Below are 19,884 nucleotides of genomic sequence, written 5' to 3' on the forward strand. Positions count from 1 at the left end.
CTATGTCATAGTGAACCCCGTTAATTTACCCATAAGTCATGACAAGATTATAATAACGTTTGAAACTTTCGTTAGTTTCCTGATTATTTAGTTTTTGAAGAGTTGAACTTAGATCAGATTCTTGTAACGAAATTATCCCTTCTTTTTTTAATAAAGAACTCATCAGCTTTATAGCTTCAACAGGATTTTTCAGATGCATTAATAGTAATCTAGAATAGACAATATCGGCTTTGGGATAATCATTATTTGATAGTGAGTAAAGATCACTAACTATAAATGTAACATTTTTGAGTCCTGCATTCTTAATTCTTTGCTGGGCTATTTGGATTTGTTGCTCGCTAATATCAACTGCATATACTTGCCCATTATCACCTACTCTAGATGCCATGATCTCAGTCATTGTACCATTTCCACAACCAATATCCCAGATAATGGTGCTTTCTTTTAGACCAGCTTTTTCAAGTTGCTCTATAGAATGCTGCTTTAACATCTGGTGCTGAAAATCTAAATTTTTAGCTCCTGCTTTTCCTACACCTAATATGTAAGAATTCTTTTGTTTTAAATTGTTATCATGAGTCATAGTTCGAGACGTTCGTACAAATAGTAAAAACTGAAGAGTGGCACGCCCTAAAGGATTCGAACCTCTGACCTACGGATTAGAAATCCGTTGCTCTATCCAGCTGAGCTAAGGGCGCTGAAATGGGTGGATATGGTTTATGTGTTTCAGTGCAGTGTTTTTATGGCTCTGAAACCGTTATTATTAGTCATCCTGCGGTCAAGCCGGCATTGCCTGCGTGGATGCAAAATCGTCATTGCGAGGAGCGAAGCGACGTGGCAATCTCAGAAAATAATGATGAGATTGCTTCGTCAAAACTTACAGTTTTTCCTCGCAATGACAAGAAAATTACAAAGTAATTGTACGTACGCAATCCAGTAAAAAATACTAACTTATAACATTTCTTATTATTTTTTCTGGATTGCCACGCTCATTTCATTCGCTCGCAATGACGATTTTCGATCCACGCAACAATTTCTCCCATGGCTTGGGAACTAGATCCAGAAAAACAACTTTTTAATACTAATATTTTTACAATTTCTCACCTATAAAGGTGGTGCCGGATATCGGATTTGAACTGATGACCTACCGCTTACAAGGCGGTTGCTCTACCACTGAGCTAATCCGGCTTATTTTTTATTTATTACTTGAACTGAAAACGTCATTGCGAGGAGCAAAGCGACGAAGCAATCTCAGGAATTTTATACTACTTCGTAAGATTGCCACGTCGATGCTATGCATCTTCTCGCAATGACGATGGACGCCCCACCCACGCAGGCAAGCCTTAAGCGGGAATGACACCAAGAGCTTTTTTCAAGCCATGTAACAAAAATTTGGTAAAAATTAAAATAACTTATTATAAGTTATTTTACTGGACCCCGCAGGTACAAGCCACGGGGTGACAGGGAAAAATGGTCCACGCAACAATACCGCCACAGGATGAAATTACGCTTCTTTAGCTTCTTTTTTGCTTGGTTTAGCTTTACGGTTTTTTAGCTTAACTTCCATCTCTTTTTTAACTTTCTCAGGAAGAGCTATACCGGCTTGCTCGATAAATCTTGCAACTCTATCTGTTGGTTTAGCACCAGATTTAAGCCAATATTCTACACGATCCGCTTTTAGAACTACACGCTCATTACTATCTTTAGCAAGCATCGGATTATAAGTTCCAACTTTTTCTAAAAAATCACCATCACGTGGTGCGGTTGCGTTAGCTACTACTACACGGTAAAAAGGACGCTTTTTAGCACCGCCTCTAGCTAAACGAATTTTTACTGCCATATATTACTTCGATTATTTTATTTTTTCTTCTTTAAAAAGAACATGTTTTCTTACTTTTGGATCGTATTTACGAAAAGAAAGCTTTTCGGTTTGCGTTTTTGGATTACGCTTTTTCACTAAAAAAAAGCCTGTACCTGCGGTACTTACTAACCTTACCAAAATGTTTTTATTTTTCTTTGCCATTAGCTTATCGCCTAATCAAGATATTATAATATTCTAAGTAGAGCAGAATAAAACTAAATTAAGAAATAGTCAAGAAAAAACTCGGTTAATGCGTTTTTTTATTAGACTCCTTGCATAACGCAGTTAATAAAGAGGAATTTGCAGGAAACACGCAGTACAGCACCGCAGCGTACAAAAAAGTACGTGAGGATGCGAGCAGCGGATTGACGCACAAATTACCTTTAGAAACAAGTTATGCCCACTTTACCTCCGGTGGTAGCGACATTAAGATTGCCTCAACATTGCCGTCAGTCATTAAACCGAACTTTGTGCCTCTATCATATAGCAAATTAAATTCTACGTATCTACCTCGTCTTATAAGCTGGTATTCTTTTTGCTCATCCGTCCAAGGTAAAAATAGCTTATTTCTAACGATTTCAGGATATACTGATAATAACGCTTTGCCTACATCTTGCGTAAAAGAAAAATCTTGCTCAAAATTACCACTATTTAGATAATCGTAAAATATTCCGCCGACTCCTCTCGGTTCTTTTCTATGTTTCAAATAAAAATATTCGTCACATTGCTTTTTAAATTTAGGATAATAACCAGAATCATATTTGTCGCACGCTTCTTTGAAAGCTGCATGAAATTTTGCTGTCTCGTCTTCTTCTGGATAAAAAGGCGTTAAATCACCACCGCCACCAAACCAGTTTTTTGAGGTTTCAATATAACGAGTATTGAAGTGCATTGCAGGGATTAACGGAGATTTAAGGTGAGCAACTAATGAAATACCAGTAGCAAAAAACTTGCCGTCTAGCTCTGCTCCCGGGATTTCGGCACGAAACGCCTTTGAGAATTCACCGAATACAGTGGATATATTAACGCCGACTTTTTCAAACACTTTCCCTTTCATGACGGACATAACACCGCCGCCACCGCCATCACGTTCCCAGCTCGAGCGGACAAACTTACCAGGCTTTAAACCTTTTGCCTTTGCGTATTCTTCTTCGATTTTTTCAAATTCTGCACATACTAAATCACGTAAATTAGTAAACCAGCTACTTGTTACTTCTCTATTTTTTTTGTTCATAACTATATAACAACTGTTTGATTACTCTTCTCATCATATACATAATAATTAAAAATATAGCTGCAATAATCATGATATAGAAAGCTGGAGCGTAAAATAATTTAGTATGCTCAACAAGCCAACGTGAAATAATCGGGGACGTACCGCCAAATATTGCTATCGCAAAGTTGTAGCTGAAAGCAACGCCGGTAAATTTTTGTTCTGCAGTAAATAGAGAAATAACGAATATATATGCCGTACCTGCTATACTTCCTGCAAGCATGCCAAGAACAGTAAGTGCTAGAATTTGCTGCCAAGTTTCTTCTGCCGACATAAGTAACATAGTCGGTAAGATCAATAGCAAAATTGCAGTACCAACTAACATACTCATCTTAAACTTTCCGATAATATCGGCAGCACCGCCAGCAAGCGGCATCGCAACCATTGCAATAAACAAGCTATAAGCTGAATAGGATAAAGCAATAGCATTATCAAAATGCATAACATTGTAATAAAACACATTTATATATGTTTTTACTAAATACATAATACTGCTAGCTATGGCACCTATACATATGGTCAAAAACATAGATTTCCAAGCTGTTTTTATTACGTTGGAAAAAGGAGCTTTAAGAACTTTTTTCTTTTTCTCAAGGATTTTAAAAATCGGCGTTTCTGAAACACGCAGTCGCAAGTAAAATCCGGCAAGTCCTATAAAACCGCCTAGAAGAAAAGCAAACCGCCACGCAAAATCAACATGGGAAAAATAACGCTCTATTATAATACCGATAAAAATTGCTACTAATGTGCCAACAATATTGGAACCATGTACTAAACCTGCTGTAAAACCAGGTCTTAAATTTTGACGATGTTCTAAAATGAAAATAGCAGCTCCTGTTCCCTCACCGCTAATACAAAGTCCCTGAATAAGCCGCATTATGATTAGAGTTATAGGTGCATAAACCCCAATATCTGCATATGAGGGGATCAAACCCATGATAAAGGTCGGTATAGTCATACCAAGCATAGATATTATCAGGGCAATACGCCTACCATATCTATCACCAATATAACCAAATAATATACCGCCGATAGGTCTTGTCAAAAACCCAACCGCAAATACCGCAAGGCTTAAAAGAATCTGGATAAATTCTGACTCCCCAGGAAAGAAAATTCGCCCTATAATTGGCGAGAAAACTGAATATACAGTAAAGTCATAATATTCAAGTATATTCCCTGAAATGGCAGATAGAAAAATGAATTTAGATTTATTCATCGAACTCTAAATAACTTAATTACTAATTAGTTATTATAAACAAGTTCTATCATTTATAAAGTGTAAATTTTTATCTAATAAAATTTGCCCTTTTTGCACGTCGTGCATTTGTAGCTAAATCTCCAGTAGCCTTTTCATTATCTTGCTTTCTTTTTAATAATGTATCTTTTAAATCTTTACCTATTGTTGCTGCTTGTGTTACGGCAGTTTTCTTAGAAACATTTTTTAACTTAGCTTGATATTCTTTAATTTTTGATATTCGGTTTTCACGCAATTGTTCATAATGAGTTTTGCCACCTGTTCCTTGAACCTTTTCTTCCATTTTTGCCACAAAATTCTTAAGAGGCTCAGGCTCTTTGTTCTGAATAAGAATTAAACAATTTTTGTCTAAAGCTCCTGGCATTTTTTCTTGTATCTTTTTTATCCCACGGTACATATCTAAAGGTTCTGGAGCATAATGCCCACTATTATCAGATATTAATTTTATTTTTCCAGCATCGATAGATATCATTCCAGACATTTCAGCTGGTATACCACCTAAAAATGAAGCATGAGACAAGCTGGGGTTTTCTGGATCAACAGGCTGTCCTTCATGACTTCCAATATATAAATTACCTTTCTTATCCATAATAAAAGCTTGTTGATCTTCTACTCCTTTACTTGTCTTACCAACAGTGCTAGCATGTTTTCCCTTATGATCTAATAACGCTTCTAAAGGTTTACTGTATGTTATCTGGTGATTGCGTAGCATCTCTTCCGACATTAACTAGCATAGGAAATTCAAATGTATAACGACCTATACTTTTCACTAACTTACCAGTAGCTATCTGTTCCAGATAATCTGAATGATCTGATTTTTCAGATATTCTTACCCTTACTGAATCAACTGGATCTCCTAACGCATGTCTAAATTTATCAACAGCTTTCTTCCAACGATTTTCAGTGCCACTACCATTATTTTTCATAATACATTCTCTATTTATTGACTATTATTAAAGATATTCATGTTTTTATTATTGTCAAATTATATCGTGACTAGTAAAACCTGAGTCGTCTGAATCATAATCTGGAAGCGGTTCATTTAGTTTTAAAATATCTTTAATAGATAGATTTTTAATCCCTTTGCTAGTATCAACCTGCATATCTCTATGAATTTTTGTTTCCTTTCTTCAGTATTATGATACTTCTTAATATGATCAGCAGCATTAGTTTTTATTTTAGGGCTCTTTTTAAATAATTCAGCCCTAAAATTACCTTTAAATCTTAATTTGTTTGTATAAAAATCAAAATTATCTAGTAGGAACTTTTGGGGTTTCTACTTTTTTAAGTGCGGCAGCTTTCGGTTTTTTATTAATTCCTGCAAAATTCTTTTCTTGCTCTTTACGTAATTCTTCACCTATTTTTTTTGCAACTTCTCTACTACCTTTTAAAGCACTTCTAGCTGGTTTTTTATCAAGACTTTTCTTACCTTTTGAAGTATCAACCTTTTCACTTTTATGAAAAGTTTTAGTTGCTGCTTTTTCTGATATTTTTACAGTTCGTTTATCGCTTTTTAAAGTATTTTTAGTAGCTTGCTTTTCATTTCTAACACTTCCTAAATAATAAATTTTATTACTTTCTTGTTTAAACTGATTTTGATTTGGTATCGGTTTGCCTTTTAAATCTAAAAACTGATTATCCTTTTCTGCAGAAGCAGAAAATGATTTTAAAAACTCATTATTTTTCTTAATGGCAAATACTTTTCCATTTTTTTCAAGGATAGTTTCATCAAACTTAACACCCTCATCTAATATTACTTTTGCAAAATCACCTACCTCTCCAACTTTTTTACCATTAATATCATAAGCATAAAGTTTTGTTTCATGAAAATCTAAATCGTCTAAAAAATTTTCTATTGATTTTTTATCTTTAGTAAAAGCACCTATAATTTGTTCTTCTTTTCGGACTGATTCTACTGGAAATATTTCATTTACAGTAATTTTTTCCGTACGTTTAATTATACCTAAAAAAGCTAGAACTTTTTTAAATTTACCTAAATCACGCTTTACTTCAATTTCTCGTTTTCTTTCTAGGTTTATTTTTTCTTTATGTTCTACTTCTCCTACGATTAAATGCCCATCTACAGCTTTGCCGTGTTCATCTTTAAAATGTAGTATTTTAGCGTTTTTTATTTGATTTAGTTCGGTTGTTTGTGGATGCTCTTTTTGTGTCATAACTCCCTCTTAAAAATAAAAATTAATTTATTTTAGTGTAATACACTTTTCAAGAAATTTCTAGCATTAGTTATTTCTTAATAGTTAATGTTTATTAAGAAATTTGGGTTATTGTGCTGTCCAGCCCCCATCTATCAAGAGTCCAGCTCCTGTTATAGATGATGCTTTTTCGTCACATAGAAATATTACTAAATCAGCTATTTCGCTTGCCTCCACGAATTTCTTTGTGGCTTGTGATTTTAATATTACGTCTTTTAAGGCTGATTCTTCGCTAATATGGCGAGCTTTTGCAGTATCTGCTATTTGGTTTTTTACAAGAGGAGTATTTACATAACCAGGGCAGATAGCATTAACGGTAATATTATTCTCAGCTACCTCTAAAGCAACAGTTTTAGTTAATCCAAGGATTCCGTGCTTTGCTGCCACATATGCGGATTTAAAAGGGGATGCAACGTATGCGTGAGCTGAAGCGATATTGACGATACGCCCAAAGCCGTTCTTTTTCATTATAGGAATAGCGTATTTTGTAGTATAGAAAGATGCTATTAAATCTATACGCAAAATCTGTTCCCATTTATCTTCTGGAAACTCATCGATAGGGGCAACATGTTGAATGCCTGCGTTATTCACTAATATATCTATTTTTCCGAATTCTTTTACTATATTCTCAAACATAGATTTTATTTCACTCGGCTTTTCAAGATTTACTCCTTGATAAAATATTTCAGCTGCACCAAGCTTTTTTAATTCCATAGAAATTTTTTTCACTTCATCATCTTTTGCAAAACCATTAATAACTAATTTAGTACCAAGTTTTGCAAAATGCTTGGCTATTTCAAACCCAATACCACTTGTTGAACCGGTTATAACTACTACTTTATCTTTCATTTTTACCTCCTGTTATGTTACTTCTAAAAAGACTTGTATGCAGTGTTCGATGTCATTCCCGCATAGGCGGGAATGACATCGGAGTCATACAACAACGCCACCACGGATGGCATGATAAGTATTAAATTGTCTTTTATTTAAAAGTAACTTATGTTAGATGTTACTAAAAGAAAAATGTGTAAATCTATGGAAATTGTTAATAGTGTTGATGCATCTGTATCTTGCTGCGGTAAAGAGCCGCCTTATGATCATCCAAGAGTTTATCTAGAAATTGATAAAGAAAAAAAAGAAGTTAGCTGCCTTTATTGTAGTAAGAAATTTAGATTAATAGAACCAAAATGACTATAAAGCTTCTTTCAGAAAGTACTATCAACCGCATTGCTGCCGGCGAAGTTATAGAGCGTCCCGCATCGGTTGTAAAGGAATTGGTTGAAAATGCCGTTGATGCAGGTAGTACCAAAATTGACATTATCTTAGAGCGTGCCGGCAAAAATCTAATCATCATTTCCGATGATGGCGTCGGTATGACGGATAAGGAGCTAGAGATTGCCGTTGAGCGTCATACTACTTCTAAACTTGATGAGACCGATTTCCTAAATATACATACTTTCGGTTTTAGGGGCGAGGCATTACCATCTATTGCTGCTATTAGCAAAATGCTGATTACTTCTAAAAAACGTGATAATCAAAAAGCTTTTCAGATTAAGTTAATCGGTGGTGATGAGAAACAAATTGCTCCAGCTATCCATAATGAAGGTACTAAAATTGAGATAAGAGATTTATTTTTTGCTACGCCCGCACGTCTGAAATTTTTAAGAACTGATAAAACCGAGCTTGCAGCTACTGTAGATGTGGTTAAAAAGATTGCACTCGCACATCCTGAAATATCATTTAGCCTAACACATGATGGTAAAACCTTGCTAAAGCTTAAAGGACAAAATAAGGACGCCGAAAACAACTTAAAACAAAGAATAATTGACGTAATAGGGGAGGATTTTATAAAAAATGCCTCTTATATAGATTTTAAATCCCCTGATTTCTCTATTTATGGCTATACGAGCATCCCAACATATAATAGAGCATCTAGCGAAGATCAGTTTTTATTCATCAATAACAGACCGGTAAAAGATAAATTGCTGCAAGTAGCTCTAAGGGTAGCATATCAAGATTATATGCCGCGTGATCGCTACCCGCTATGTGCCATATTCTTGCAAATCGATCCACAACTTGTTGACGTAAATGTCCATCCGGCAAAAGCTGAAGTTAGGTTTCATGATCCAAATTATGTGCGAAATTTACTTATAGATTCAATCAAAAATGCCTTGTCGAATAAAAGTCATATCGCATCAACTACTATCGCATCTAGTGCTATTGAATTATTTAAAAACCCATTCGTTAATAAAGAACCAGCTATAAGTAAACCCTTAAACGTGAATAGTAAACCTAGCGAATATCGACCTGCTACGTCACCTACTGTGCCTAAATATACGCCAAATAATAGCTGCCAAAAATTAATAGATACACTACCACATGCTAGAATCGAGCAGGAAGTAGAACAGCGTATCCAAAACGAACCACAAAAATCTTCGCAATATAGGCTGGGAGCTGCTAAAGCACAGCTTCATACTACTTATGTCATTTCACAGACGGAAGATAGTATAGTAATTACTGACCAGCATGCAGCACATGAGCGTCTTGGATATGAAAAAATCAAGAATTATATTAAGAATGAAGAGCTGATAAAACAGCGTTTACTTATCCCTGAAATAGTGGAGTTACCGGACGAAAAAAGAGCAGATATTTTATATGAGAACAAAGATAAATTATCTAAATTAGGCTTAAGCTTAGAAAAATTCGGCGAAAAATCTATCATAGTAACCGAAATTCCCAATATTCTTGGTGATATAAACGTACAAAAGCTAATTCAAGATTTAGCTGACCATTTAGCAGAATGCGGGGAAAATATAGCCTTGACTGAGTTAATTGAGCATGTTACCGAGACCTATGCTTGCCACTACTCTATCCGAGCAGGACGAAAATTATCAGCCGATGAAATGAACGCACTACTCCGCCAAATGGAAAACACGCCATTTTCAGGACAGTGCAACCACGGCAGACCTACCTATATTGAACTTAAGCTTAAAGATATCGAACGTTTATTTGGTAGAAAATAAATAACCTTATTGCGTGGATCGACAAACGTCTTCAGCGTCACCCCGTGGCGGCATTGTTGCGTAGGCGGGAATCCAGCATAAAGCAAGATACCTAAGCTTTTAATAGTAAGTTGTAACTGTTTAGATAGTTTCTTAAGTTGCCTTTGAGCATTAGGTGCAAGCTCAATTTTATATTCAGAACGCATAGCTATAGCTTTATAATATTTCTTTTTTAAATTCATCTAAAGAAATAGTACCCTTTAACTTTGCCTCTTTAACAGCTTCTTTGGCTTCCTCTATATCTAATTTATTTTCAATCATTTCTATTAATTTTAAGTCTTCTATAGGTATTACTGCGGCTAAGTCTTTACCTCGACGGCTTAAAACTATTCTTTCTTTTCCATAGCTACTACGATTTATTATTTCTGAAAAATGCTTTCTAGCAACCGAGGTAGTTATGTTTGACATATAAATCAATTTGTTATTTATAACCATATTGTACAATTCGTACTAATATTTGTCAAGGCTATTGTAAGTTACGCTTATATAAAGGGGGCTATTTTGTATAACAAAGTCTACAAAATCAGATTGACTTATTTAAAGTTTTGCCTAGAATCTTTTTGAAGCAGCTAAAGGCTGCTTTGGGGTGTCGAAACCTCACGCCAATATGGTTGTATCTACCATAAACGATACGCCCTCAACTTTATTAGGGTTGGGGTGATAATAGCGTATGTCCAGGGTTTAAGGTGTAAATCTTAAACCTAAAGGCTATTATAGACTGTTATTGGCGGTTTTTCGAACTCCCCAACCACCATAAAATATTTTGTGGTGGTTAACACTTAAATAATTTAAGCTAGGAGAACTAAGCCGTTATGAACAATATTGTAGAAAAAAGAGTAACCCTCATTGAGCCATATTTAGATTTTATCATTAGAAATGAAGAATTAATGCGTGAAATTTATCCAAATGGCTTGGATAGGGATTTAATGATAGAATTTATTTTAGCTAAGAAACCTTATAAATCTTATGCTTATTATACTCTAATTCGTAGTTTATTCAAATCGCCATGCAATAAAATTATACTTATAATTGATAAGCAACTTTTAAAATCTTTCTTAGGTTTATTCCGCTCTATTATCTTTGGTACTTTATCATATCTCAAGTTAATTAAAATTTTCATCTATGATGAGAATGACTTTGCTCTAGATATAAAAGCCTTAAAAAGCAATGAAAATTACTTCTGGTCTTATAAAATTAATTACTTTAAAAAGCTGATTAATGGAGAGTGATTAGTTTTGCCTGCATGGATCGAGAGGCATCATAAGCTATGCGACTGTAAGGAGCGTGGCAATCCAGAAAAAATAATAAAAAATGCTATAAATTAGCATTTTTTATACTTCCTTACTTCGTAATTTCCTCGCAATGACGTTCCAAACGAAAATCACACTCCGTGCCGTTCAGCAATTAGACCTTTTATCTCAGAAATAGCCTTAGCAGGATTTAGACCTTTCGGACAGGTTTTAGTACAATTCATGATCGTATGACATCTATAGAGCTTGAATGGATCTTCTAAAGCCTCTAGACGCTCGCCTGTATGATCATCACGTGAGTCGGCAATCCATCTATATGCCTGAAGTAAAATTGCAGGACCTAAATATTTATCACCATTCCACCAATAGCTAGGGCAAGAAGTAGAACAGCACGCACATAATATGCATTCATATAATCCGTCAAGCTTCTCTCGATCTTTAATCGACTGCAATCTTTCAGCATTGGATGGAGCTGGGCTATCGGTTTTAAGCCATGGTTCTATAGATTCATATTGTGCATAAAAATGAGACATATCCGGCACTAAATCTTTTACCACTTTCATATGAGGAAGTGGATAGATCTTAATATCGCCTGAAATTTCTTCTATAGGCTTAATACATGCTAAAGTATTCGTGCCGTCAATATTCATTGCACAACTACCACAAATTCCCTCACGACAAGAACGTCTAAAAGTTACAGTAGAATCAATTTCGTTTTTGATTTTAATTAAAGCATCTAAAACCATCGGACCAGTTTTGCTTAAATCTATTTCAAAACTATCAATAGTAGGATTCTCATCAAGGTCAGGATCATATCTATAAATTTTTATTTTTCTAAGATTAGATACATCACCTTTTGCTTTATGTTCTTTACCTTTTTTTACAACTGAATTTGGCGGTAGCCTTAACTCTGCCATACTATATACTCTTCTAAAATTTGACGAAATAATTAGCTAATTCATAATCTTTCATACCATCAACAAAATCTTTAATTTTAATTGAATGTTATTACCGGGGTGCTTAATTGAATCTTTAGGAATTGTTTTGCTTAAAGAACCATTACCACCTTTTCTCTGAATTATGATATAATTACCTATAATAATATTACCTTTATTTGTAAAAATAATATCATAATTTAAAGATTTGAGAATATCTTTCATTGTATTCTAATAAATCAAGAATAAATAAATATACGAAGATCAACTTCAAAAAGAGCAAGGCATCTTGAAGCTGATAACCGCAGCGTACATATTAGTACGTGAGGATTATCAGCAAGAGATAACGTAGCCAATTTTTGAAGTTCATCGAGTATATAAGTTGATTATATGCGACTGCTTGTTTGTATGCTTTAATACTTATATCTATATTATGACCACAACTAAAACCTATTTTAACATCAGATTTTTCTGCGTACATGCCGGTATTAATAGCATGTAAAAAACTACCTTTTATTCCAAAAATACCTCTAACTTTATCAATTATGTCAGAATGATTAACGATACTATTCTTAAAAAGCAGTTCAGCATCTTTACCTATATACGCATTTCTATTACTCACTAATTGAGTCATAAATATTTGCTACTATTTGTGGAATTACTGCATTACCTAGTTGTCTATAGCCTTTTAAACCATTTGCAACGTAATGATCTTTAGGGAAACCCATTAAAGATTTACATTCATTAATTGATAATCTTCTTACTCTATCATTTACATAATATAGACCTGTTCTAGCACCACCGCCAAAAGCTGATAAAGTAATAGAATGACCTAAAGGGCTGTAAATCCTTTCACCTTGACCACCTTTATTAACTTGTCCTATTCTAATTGGTTTTAACTGCTTCTCAACAGAATTAGCATTTAAAACAATATCACTTCTATCAATATATAAATTCTTATCAATATCTTTCTCTAAAATATCATTGAGAAAAACATTTTCATATGATTCTTTTGGTTTTATATATTTCAGATTATACTCACTACTAAAGTCTTTTCGTAAGCAAACAAAATAAACTCTTTCCCGAGCTTGTGGCACGCCAAATAGAGAAGCATTTAATATATGTCTATATACTTTATAACCAATTTCTTCTAATTTTTGATCTATGGTTTTAATTACATTTCCGTTATCAATATTCAGAATGTTTTTTACATTCTCGAGCAATAATATATAAGGTTTATGATATTGTGCTATTCTTATTATTTCATAAAATAGTTTGCCGTTATTATCTTCTATACCACCTCTTTTACCTGAAATACTAAAAGATTGACAAGGGAAGCCAGCACATAAGATATCATGTTTAGGGATTTTATTTGCCGGCATCTCAGTAATGTCACCATGTGGTTTATCACCAAAATTTCTTTTATATGCCTCTTGTACATCCTTATCTATGTCAGATGAAAAAACACACTCAAGGTTTTTGCTTTCAAGAGCCTTTCTAAAACCACCAATACCGCAAAATAAATCTATAAACTTATACATTTGAATTCCCAAAAATACATTTATTAGCTTTTATCTTCCTTTTTAGCTTTAATTGGTTTTGCTTTCTTAAGGTCTTTTTCTTCGGCTATTTTTATGGTAGATGATGCCGCACCAAAAGGAAAGTTATTTTCTTCTTCAGAGTCTAGCTGTCTGCTGCTAAGTAAATTTTTAATTTGCTGACCTGATAATGTTTCATATTCTATTAAGGCTTTAGCAAGTATATGAAGTTGATCTAAGTGCTTAGTTAAAATGTCTTTTGCTAAATCATAGCCGGTAGTAACAATTTTCTTTACTTCTTCATCTATTAACTCTGAAGTACTTTCTGATCTATCACTAGAACTATTTCTATTAGTATACATATCTTCACTAGCACTTCCATGGTACACAGGACCGACCTTATCGCTAAGCCCCCAATCGGTAACCATTGCCTTTGCCATTCTGGTTGCCATCTTTATATCTGATGATGCTCCTGAAGTTACCTTTTCTTTACCAAATATAATTTCTTCAGCTACTCTACCAGCCATGGCTACCGCAATATCTGCCTCCATCTTATCACGTGGCATCGAAAAACGATCATTTTCTGGTAATCTCATAACCATGCCAAGAGCTCTACCACGTGGAATAATCGTAGCTTTATGAATAGGATCAGAGGCAAGACAATATAAACCAACTAAAGCATGCCCTCCCTCATGATATGCTGTTAATTTTTTCTGCTCGTCGGACATAATCATTGAGCGACGCTCAACCCCCATCATGACCTTATCTTTTGCCTCTTCCAAATCATGCATTTCTACTTCTTTTTTATTACGCCTTGCAGCAATAAGAGTAGCTTCATTAACTAAATTAGCAAGTTCAGCACCAGAAAATCCTGGTGTTCCTCTGGCAATAATTCTTGGTACGATTTTAGTGCTGTATTTTACTTTCTTTAAATGCACTTGTAGTATTTTTTCTCGTCCATCAATATCAGGATTTGAGACAGTAATTTGCCTATCGAACCTACCTGGTCTTAATAAAGCGTTATCAAGTACGTCAGGACGGTTAGTAGCTGCAATAATCACGACTCCTTCATTTGCCTCAAACCCATCCATTTCAACTAACATCTGATTTAGTGTTTGCTCACGCTCATCATTGCCGCCGCCCATACCAATACCTCTATGGCGACCTACCGCATCAATCTCATCAATAAAGATAATACATGGAGCGTTACGCTTGCCCTGCTCAAACATATCACGCACACGGCTAGCACCAACACCTACAAACATCTCAACGAAATCAGAACCAGAGATGCTAAAAAATGGTACGTTAGCCTCCCCTGCGATTGCTTTAGCAAGCAGCGTCTTACCTGTTCCTGGTGGACCTATAAGCAAACAACCTTTAGGTATTTTACCGCCAAGCTTTTGGAACTTGCTTGGATCTCTTAAAAAATCTACTATTTCGGTTAATTCGTCTTTTGCTTCGTCAATACCAGCTACATCTTTAAAAGTTATTTTTGGCCCCTTATCCGACAAAAGCTTGGCTTTAGATTTACCAAACCCCATAGCTTTACCGCCGCCATGCATTTGTCGCATAAAGAAAACCCAAACACCGATTAACAAAAGCATCGGAAACCAAGAAATTAAGAAGCTTAAAAAGGTGTTCATTCTTGTTTCAGGCGGCACTACTTCTATATTAACGTCATTATTATTTAGACGATTTACTAAATCAGGATAATCAGGAGCATAAGTGCTAAAACTAGATCCATCATTTGAAGTTCCTTCTATTATTCTTCCTTGTATTTTAACCGAGTTAACAGTTTTCTCATCGACTTTTGTTAAAAATTCTGAGAAAGATATATTATTTTTACTGCTAAGTAACCCGTCAGACTGAAAAACATTGAAAAGCAGTATTACAAAAACAAAAATTACTGCCCAAACTATAATATTTTTACCTTGATTATTCATTGATACAAAACCTAACAAAAATCATTAATTATAAACAAAAACATTTTTACCAGTTTAATTAACTGACTCAGTAAAAATGTGTAAAACGAGATGTAAAATCCGGAGCAAAAGAGACGTTAAAACTCTTTATGTCGTTATCATAGTACGATATATGTGGTATTGCTACAACTTTTTCAAGTATTTTAACAATAGGTAAGGTAAATAAAATCGCATTGTGGTTTCCACAAGATAGGTTTTTTAAAACTTCTAGATCTAATTTTTCTTTGATTATTTTATAATCTTCCAGAGATAAATATGTTGCTACACAATTTTCTATGTTATGGTTTTTTGTAATACGAAAACGATTATCCCAAACAAGCTGCTTATCTAATAATAACTTACTTTCTGGTAGCTTTTTACCAAACTCCCGATATATTAATAATTTATTTTGCATACGCTTAATTACGCAACCATGCAGAGTATTTTTAAAATCTAAACTTTGCCTAATTAATTTTAAAATAGGCTCTACCGAATAGAAACGAGCCGAGCGTTGCTGTCCGCTAATTATTATCAATAAAAAGTTAATTAGCTGCACTCGTACTTCTTGTGAAAATCCGCTAAATTTAATTAAATCAAGAAAAGCAAAACCATATTCAGATATCTTTACCGATTCAGCTATTGCGGATATTAATTCCGGTTTAAACTTATTTTCTATTAATTCATTAACTTTAATCTGCTGAGTAATTATATCGTCTTTAATATAAACTTCCTCTTTAGCTAATTTCTGCCGAATAGTATTACGTCTGTATTTAGTCGATAAATTTGATTGATCTTCAAACCATTTAATATTATTTGTAGCTAAATAATTTACTAATTCGCTTTTAGGAATATTAAACAGAGGTCTAATTATTTGCGTATTATTATGCCAGTTTACGCTGCTGCTGCTAAGTCCGAATACGCCGCTTTTACGCTCTAATCTAAGGCAAAAATTTTCTATGTAATCATCTTCATGGTGAGCAGTTAATAGAACTAATATATCAAGCTTCTGGCACAATGAAGTCATTAAATCATAACGCCCTTTTCTTGCTCGCTCCTGTAAATTAGAAAAATTATTTTGATGATCGAAAAAAAGGCTATAAAACTTAAGCCCTAAATCGTTAGCAGTATTTTGGATATACTCAATTTCCTGCTTTGATTGATCTCTTAAATTATGGTCAACCGATAAAACAAATAACTCTATATTATTTTTTTTAGCCCAGATATTTGCAAGATAAAGCAGAGCTACAGAATCACTACCGCCAGAAACCGCAATAGCTATTTTAGATAAGCCAAAACCACCTATTAAATTATTGATGTTGTGTTCAAATTTTTCGTATAGCATAGAATTATTATATATAGACAACGTAAAAGTTTAAAGTGAAAAAGAAAGCAATAAAATTTTATTTTTGTCAAAAATTTCTACAAATAAGAGAAAAACTATATTAGAAAAATTAGAACAGTTGAGGCTAGATTCTTATAGAGAAAATAATAATATTAAAAAACTAGCAGAATATGACGAGTACAGATTAAGAGTCGGTGATTATCGTATTATATATAAGTTGCTAAGACCAGTGCCGCTTTCGCCAGTGCCGGAGAAAGCGTGGGCTGGGGAAGAAGTAAGACCGCTCAAAGCCTCACCCATACCGCCAGCACAAGCATACCTATAGCAACATTACCCTTGCTTGCCAAGGCGTACGTCCCACCAAGTGCCGAATGCATCATTACTTTGGCTGCTCCTCTTTCACTTAGACCATATCGCTGTCCGATATCCCCGATATAGCCTTGACCGACTGCTAAAGCCCCATGTAACACCTCACTATCTTGAAGTTATCCCGAAGACTACCGCCCTTAATCGCTGTGTTAACGCCAGTCCGCAGCAGCACCCTCTCGAATATCCCTTGATTACGACCAGCTACCCCACCGAGCTTCGCCTTCTCTGCTACATTCCCAAAACCTGTCCCGTTCATTACTCCCGTCGTAATACCAGCTGCCAGCATATTCTTGCCAAGCGATCTTAACGCTTCCTTACTGGTAGATGCCTTGATCCCTTTCCCTACATTCCCTCCATTATTTGCAGCTCCTACCACCACACTTGATGCAAATCCACTCACCCCAGCCGCTATAGCACTACTTACGCCTGTTCCAACTGCACCTCCAGCTCCTATACCTCCTGCAATACCTGCACCAATCGTACTACCTACTCCTGCTGTTGCTGCCGTTACTGCTGTCCCTATTACCACTTGAGCTTGAGGGGTTAATGTACGTGTCTTACGATCCCAGTGCTTACTTTCTCTCTTTATCTCACTAATATTTACATTCTGCTTGCTCTCCAACATACTCAACCATAAAGGCTTCTTACCAAATTCAACCTCTACATCAATACTGCTATTGCTGTTAATTGCTACTCCTGTTGATATTTCCGTTGCTTTTACTTCTTTCCGGTAATTCCCTCTACTTTACTTTGGTCGTTGGTAGCTTATGCATTCCTCTATTGTTTCTGGAATATTGCCATATTTTGAGCACTCTTCTTCTAGTAAGTGAGTAGGTAATTTATATTTTTTTCCTACATGAATTAGTGCTTCTAAAGCTCCTATCATAAAAATATCATATAATAGCTCTAAATTATTCTGATCTGCCCATTCCAAGATCTCCATTTTAAGCTCTATTTCGATTGGTAAATCACCATACTTTTTATTTATTCTTTCATATTTGGGTATCAATAAATTTTTTGTACCATATAAATAAAGCAGCCCTACCCATTTAAATGGCATATCTTCAAAAAAATTTGAATCAATAAGTAATTGCTCTATTTTATCTTGCTCTACTACTTTTCCCGAATTTCTAACTCTTCCCATCACTAAAGCTACACCGCCCGGGACGTATTTTCTGTTATGTGCCATTACTTTCTCCTTTAATGATTACTCTTATTACCAGGTAATGCATCATTACCATATAATTTTTTAAATCTTTTTATAAGTTTATTTTCATATTCATAAGCATCTTTTTTACTATCAAAGGTTTTACGTATCTCTGTATCATAAAATTCCCCTGTTTCCCTTTCTAATTTTCTAGCTTGCTGCCTTGCTCTTTTTGATTCTCCATATTTAGTTAACCCCTGTGCACTTTCACCTATTTTATATGTTTTTCCTTCTTTATCAAAAATATTATAAACATGCGTATCACCCACATGTTTATGTGAATTTTTATGTATCTTTTGAACTTGTTTTTCAACCGTTTTGATATTAGAAGTAACTGTTTTCTTAGTTTTACTTACAACCTCTTTTTTAATATTTTTATTTAAATTGGTTGTATTTGATGTTTCAACCAACCTCAACCGTTTATTATCATTAGCAGGAGTGCCTATAATGTTAGTCAGTTTTGGGGAGGTTGTAAGGTCAGCATCCCTAGAATATAGTTTCTCTGTAACACTTGCTTTTTTAGACTTACCTAAAGGATTAAGTGAGTAGCTTTTTATCTTATTTTTTGCCAAACCTAATCCAGTTTTAGCCACTTTAACAGTAGCACCTATAGCAGTACTAACAGCTAAATCAAAAGCTACTTCTCCGCCTTTCTCACTCATATAACCCGAGGTATTACCTTTTAAAGACGATAAAACCCTGTTGGACTCTATATTATGGTCATACTCCCCAAATGCTTGATTATATCCTTCTAAGGCGTACATTGTTGAAGTAGTAGCAATAAAAGCTCCTGGAACTGCACCGACTCCTGTCGAACCTAATACTCCTGAGGCTAATATTCCAGCACTCCCAGAAACTATTTTTGTGCTTCCTACTATTTGCGTTATAGTCTTGTCATTTCTAGCAAAAAAATCTTCTATAGCATCCCATTTACTATATTCTAGCAGATGTTCTTTACCCAAAGCTTTTGCATATACTTCAAGCCTTTCATTCGCTGCAACATTAGATCTACCTTGTTCAACTCTCTCTAATAGTTCTTTATTGTTAGTAGTTATACCTTTCTCAGCACCTCTTCTTGCTAGCATAGCATTATCAAGAGCTAGCTTTTCTTTATCAGAACAATCTTGCTTTACTATCTCTAAAAAATCTCTATGTTCTTGATGTAAGATGTTATTATACTCCACCACAGAGGAAGAGATTGTGGTGGCGGTGGAAATGTCAGAAGCAGAGCCGCCGGCAAGCATCGCAGTAGCTGCGACTATAGTGTCGTTCCAATTAGATAAGCCTGTGCTGCTTTCACCAGTGCCAGAGAAAGCGTGGGCTGAAGATTCAGGCGAGGTAAGACCGCTCAAAGCCTCGCCCATACCGCCAGCGAGCATTCCTATCGCCGCATTACCCTTGCTTGCTAAGGCGTATGTCCCACCAAGTGCCGAATGCATCATTACTTTGGCTGCTCCTCCTTCACTTAGACCATATCGCTGTCCTATGTCCCCGATATAGCCTTGACCGGCTGCTAAAGCCCCACGTAATGCCTCACTCTTGAAGTTATCTCGAAGACTACCCCCCTTAATCGCTGTGTTGACTGTGGTACGCAGCAGCACCCTCTCAAATATCCCCTGAT

At 35.0% G+C, this 19,884-nt stretch carries 26 protein-coding genes, 2 tRNA genes and 1 pseudogene; 6 read left to right on the forward strand and 23 right to left on the reverse strand.

Annotated features, from left to right (window positions below):
* Positions 1 to 25 precede the first annotated feature (25 nt).
* Entirely contained in the window at positions 26 to 580 is a 555-nt protein-coding gene (locus RBE_RS07160; RefSeq protein ID WP_011478027.1) for a class I SAM-dependent methyltransferase, read from the reverse strand.
* Between the two features lie 38 nt (positions 581 to 618).
* Positions 619 to 695 (reverse strand) — tRNA-Arg (locus tag RBE_RS07165).
* Positions 696 to 699: 4 nt separating this feature from the next.
* Here RBE_RS07165 and RBE_RS08155 point away from each other — a divergent pair.
* Positions 700 to 915: a hypothetical protein gene (locus tag RBE_RS08155; RefSeq protein WP_012152285.1), complete on the forward strand. Its 216-nt coding sequence runs from the start codon at positions 700 to 702 to the stop codon at positions 913 to 915.
* A 195-nt stretch (positions 916 to 1,110) separates the two neighbouring features.
* Here the strand turns inward: RBE_RS08155 and RBE_RS07175 are convergent.
* The 3 genes from RBE_RS07175 to rpmG form a co-directional block, all read right to left on the reverse strand.
* A tRNA-Thr gene (locus RBE_RS07175) sits at positions 1,111 to 1,185 on the reverse strand.
* 316 nt (positions 1,186 to 1,501) lie between these two features.
* Positions 1,502 to 1,837 carry a 30S ribosomal protein S16 gene (gene rpsP / locus RBE_RS07180; protein WP_011478028.1) on the reverse strand — a complete coding sequence of 112 codons (336 nt, stop codon included), beginning with the start codon at positions 1,835 to 1,837 and terminating at the stop codon, positions 1,502 to 1,504.
* Positions 1,838 to 1,849: 12 nt separating this feature from the next.
* Positions 1,850 to 2,020, reverse strand: a complete 171-nt coding sequence (gene rpmG, locus RBE_RS07185) for a 50S ribosomal protein L33 (RefSeq protein WP_011478029.1) — start codon at positions 2,018 to 2,020, stop codon at positions 1,850 to 1,852.
* Between the two features lie 110 nt (positions 2,021 to 2,130).
* On the opposite strand from rpmG, the pseudogene RBE_RS08160 reads away from it, so the two are divergent.
* A pseudogene (locus tag RBE_RS08160) lies at positions 2,131 to 2,256 on the forward strand (palindromic element RPE1 domain-containing protein); the annotation flags it as partial.
* Here the strand turns inward: RBE_RS08160 and hemF are convergent.
* The 7 genes from hemF to RBE_RS07215 all read right to left on the reverse strand — a co-directional run bounded on the left by hemF (position 2,253) and on the right by RBE_RS07215 (position 7,448).
* Positions 2,253 to 3,092: an oxygen-dependent coproporphyrinogen oxidase gene (gene hemF, locus RBE_RS07190; protein ID WP_011478030.1), complete on the reverse strand. Its 840-nt coding sequence runs from the start codon at positions 3,090 to 3,092 to the stop codon at positions 2,253 to 2,255. The pseudogene RBE_RS08160 and the gene hemF sit on opposite strands and share 4 nt — an antisense overlap.
* Entirely contained in the window at positions 3,076 to 4,347 is a 1,272-nt protein-coding gene (locus RBE_RS07195; RefSeq protein WP_011478031.1) for an MFS transporter, read from the reverse strand. The genes hemF and RBE_RS07195 overlap by 17 nt, the downstream gene beginning before the upstream one ends.
* A 70-nt stretch (positions 4,348 to 4,417) precedes the next feature.
* A complete protein-coding gene (locus RBE_RS09395; RefSeq protein WP_012152288.1) occupies positions 4,418 to 5,098 on the reverse strand; it encodes a hypothetical protein in 681 nt (226 codons plus the stop codon).
* On the reverse strand, positions 5,067 to 5,312 hold the full coding sequence (locus RBE_RS07205) for a hypothetical protein (protein ID WP_011478033.1): 246 nt from the start codon (positions 5,310 to 5,312) through the stop codon (positions 5,067 to 5,069). The genes RBE_RS09395 and RBE_RS07205 overlap by 32 nt, the downstream gene beginning before the upstream one ends.
* A gap of 54 nt (positions 5,313 to 5,366) precedes the next feature.
* The gene (locus RBE_RS09530; protein WP_266105170.1) at positions 5,367 to 5,489 is read right to left on the reverse strand and encodes a hypothetical protein; all 123 of its coding nucleotides are present in this window, start codon (positions 5,487 to 5,489) and stop codon (positions 5,367 to 5,369) included.
* Between the two features lie 147 nt (positions 5,490 to 5,636).
* Positions 5,637 to 6,560 (reverse strand): hypothetical protein, encoded by a 924-nt coding sequence (locus RBE_RS07210; protein ID WP_011478034.1) that lies wholly within the window; start codon positions 6,558 to 6,560, stop codon positions 5,637 to 5,639.
* Positions 6,561 to 6,668: 108 nt separating this feature from the next.
* Positions 6,669 to 7,448: a 3-hydroxybutyrate dehydrogenase gene (locus tag RBE_RS07215; protein ID WP_011478035.1), complete on the reverse strand. Its 780-nt coding sequence runs from the start codon at positions 7,446 to 7,448 to the stop codon at positions 6,669 to 6,671.
* 174 nt (positions 7,449 to 7,622) lie between these two features.
* On the opposite strand from RBE_RS07215, the gene RBE_RS07220 reads away from it, so the two are divergent.
* Together RBE_RS07220 and mutL are read left to right on the forward strand one after the other, a co-directional pair.
* Positions 7,623 to 7,790: a zinc-finger domain-containing protein gene (locus RBE_RS07220; protein WP_081178493.1), complete on the forward strand. Its 168-nt coding sequence runs from the start codon at positions 7,623 to 7,625 to the stop codon at positions 7,788 to 7,790.
* A complete protein-coding gene (gene mutL, locus RBE_RS07225) occupies positions 7,787 to 9,622 on the forward strand; it encodes a DNA mismatch repair endonuclease MutL (RefSeq protein WP_011478037.1) in 1,836 nt (611 codons plus the stop codon). The genes RBE_RS07220 and mutL overlap by 4 nt, the downstream gene beginning before the upstream one ends.
* Here mutL and RBE_RS07230 read toward each other — a convergent pair.
* Together RBE_RS07230 and RBE_RS07235 are read right to left on the reverse strand one after the other, a co-directional pair.
* Positions 9,571 to 9,843 carry a hypothetical protein gene (locus tag RBE_RS07230; RefSeq protein ID WP_041804742.1) on the reverse strand — a complete coding sequence of 91 codons (273 nt, stop codon included), beginning with the start codon at positions 9,841 to 9,843 and terminating at the stop codon, positions 9,571 to 9,573. The genes mutL and RBE_RS07230 overlap by 52 nt on opposite strands.
* Positions 9,818 to 10,069, reverse strand: coding sequence for a type II toxin-antitoxin system Phd/YefM family antitoxin (locus tag RBE_RS07235; RefSeq protein WP_012152293.1), 252 nt, complete (start codon positions 10,067 to 10,069; stop codon positions 9,818 to 9,820). The genes RBE_RS07230 and RBE_RS07235 overlap by 26 nt, the downstream gene beginning before the upstream one ends.
* A 404-nt stretch (positions 10,070 to 10,473) precedes the next feature.
* Here RBE_RS07235 and RBE_RS07240 point away from each other — a divergent pair, with 404 nt between their 5' ends.
* Positions 10,474 to 10,890: a hypothetical protein gene (locus tag RBE_RS07240; protein WP_011478039.1), complete on the forward strand. Its 417-nt coding sequence runs from the start codon at positions 10,474 to 10,476 to the stop codon at positions 10,888 to 10,890.
* Between the two features lie 152 nt (positions 10,891 to 11,042).
* Here the strand turns inward: RBE_RS07240 and RBE_RS07245 are convergent, their stop codons facing one another.
* The 6 genes from RBE_RS07245 to tilS form a co-directional block, all read right to left on the reverse strand.
* Positions 11,043 to 11,828: a succinate dehydrogenase iron-sulfur subunit gene (locus RBE_RS07245; protein WP_011478040.1), complete on the reverse strand. Its 786-nt coding sequence runs from the start codon at positions 11,826 to 11,828 to the stop codon at positions 11,043 to 11,045.
* Between the two features lie 51 nt (positions 11,829 to 11,879).
* A complete protein-coding gene (locus RBE_RS07250) occupies positions 11,880 to 12,071 on the reverse strand; it encodes a hypothetical protein (protein WP_012152294.1) in 192 nt (63 codons plus the stop codon).
* Positions 12,072 to 12,162: 91 nt separating this feature from the next.
* The gene (locus RBE_RS07255; RefSeq protein WP_011478041.1) at positions 12,163 to 12,480 is read right to left on the reverse strand and encodes a hypothetical protein; all 318 of its coding nucleotides are present in this window, start codon (positions 12,478 to 12,480) and stop codon (positions 12,163 to 12,165) included.
* Positions 12,461 to 13,387: a DNA cytosine methyltransferase gene (locus RBE_RS07260; RefSeq protein ID WP_011478042.1), complete on the reverse strand. Its 927-nt coding sequence runs from the start codon at positions 13,385 to 13,387 to the stop codon at positions 12,461 to 12,463. Before RBE_RS07260 ends, RBE_RS07255 begins: the two co-directional genes overlap by 20 nt.
* A gap of 23 nt (positions 13,388 to 13,410) precedes the next feature.
* Positions 13,411 to 15,327: an ATP-dependent zinc metalloprotease FtsH gene (ftsH, locus tag RBE_RS07265; protein WP_011478043.1), complete on the reverse strand. Its 1,917-nt coding sequence runs from the start codon at positions 15,325 to 15,327 to the stop codon at positions 13,411 to 13,413.
* Positions 15,328 to 15,394: 67 nt separating this feature from the next.
* Complete coding sequence (gene tilS, locus RBE_RS07270; RefSeq protein WP_011478044.1) at positions 15,395 to 16,687, reverse strand: tRNA lysidine(34) synthetase TilS; 1,293 nt, start codon at positions 16,685 to 16,687, stop codon at positions 15,395 to 15,397.
* Positions 16,688 to 16,751: 64 nt separating this feature from the next.
* Here tilS and RBE_RS07275 point away from each other — a divergent pair, with 64 nt between their 5' ends.
* Positions 16,752 to 17,012 carry a type II toxin-antitoxin system RelE family toxin gene (locus RBE_RS07275; RefSeq protein WP_011478045.1) on the forward strand — a complete coding sequence of 87 codons (261 nt, stop codon included), beginning with the start codon at positions 16,752 to 16,754 and terminating at the stop codon, positions 17,010 to 17,012.
* 126 nt (positions 17,013 to 17,138) lie between these two features.
* On the opposite strand, the gene RBE_RS07280 is transcribed toward RBE_RS07275, so the two are convergent.
* From RBE_RS07280 to RBE_RS07290, 3 genes are all read right to left on the reverse strand, one after another.
* Positions 17,139 to 17,681: a DUF637 domain-containing protein gene (locus tag RBE_RS07280; RefSeq protein WP_011478046.1), complete on the reverse strand. Its 543-nt coding sequence runs from the start codon at positions 17,679 to 17,681 to the stop codon at positions 17,139 to 17,141.
* A gap of 120 nt (positions 17,682 to 17,801) precedes the next feature.
* Positions 17,802 to 18,245, reverse strand: coding sequence for an Imm39 family immunity protein (locus tag RBE_RS07285; protein ID WP_011478047.1), 444 nt, complete (start codon positions 18,243 to 18,245; stop codon positions 17,802 to 17,804).
* Positions 18,246 to 18,256: 11 nt separating this feature from the next.
* On the reverse strand, positions 18,257 to 19,864 hold the full coding sequence (locus tag RBE_RS07290) for a DUF637 domain-containing protein (RefSeq protein ID WP_011478048.1): 1,608 nt from the start codon (positions 19,862 to 19,864) through the stop codon (positions 18,257 to 18,259).
* Positions 19,865 to 19,884: the final 20 nt, after the last annotated feature.

The organism is Rickettsia bellii RML369-C, assembly GCF_000012385.1.
Classification (GTDB): domain Bacteria; phylum Pseudomonadota; class Alphaproteobacteria; order Rickettsiales; family Rickettsiaceae; genus Rickettsia; species Rickettsia bellii.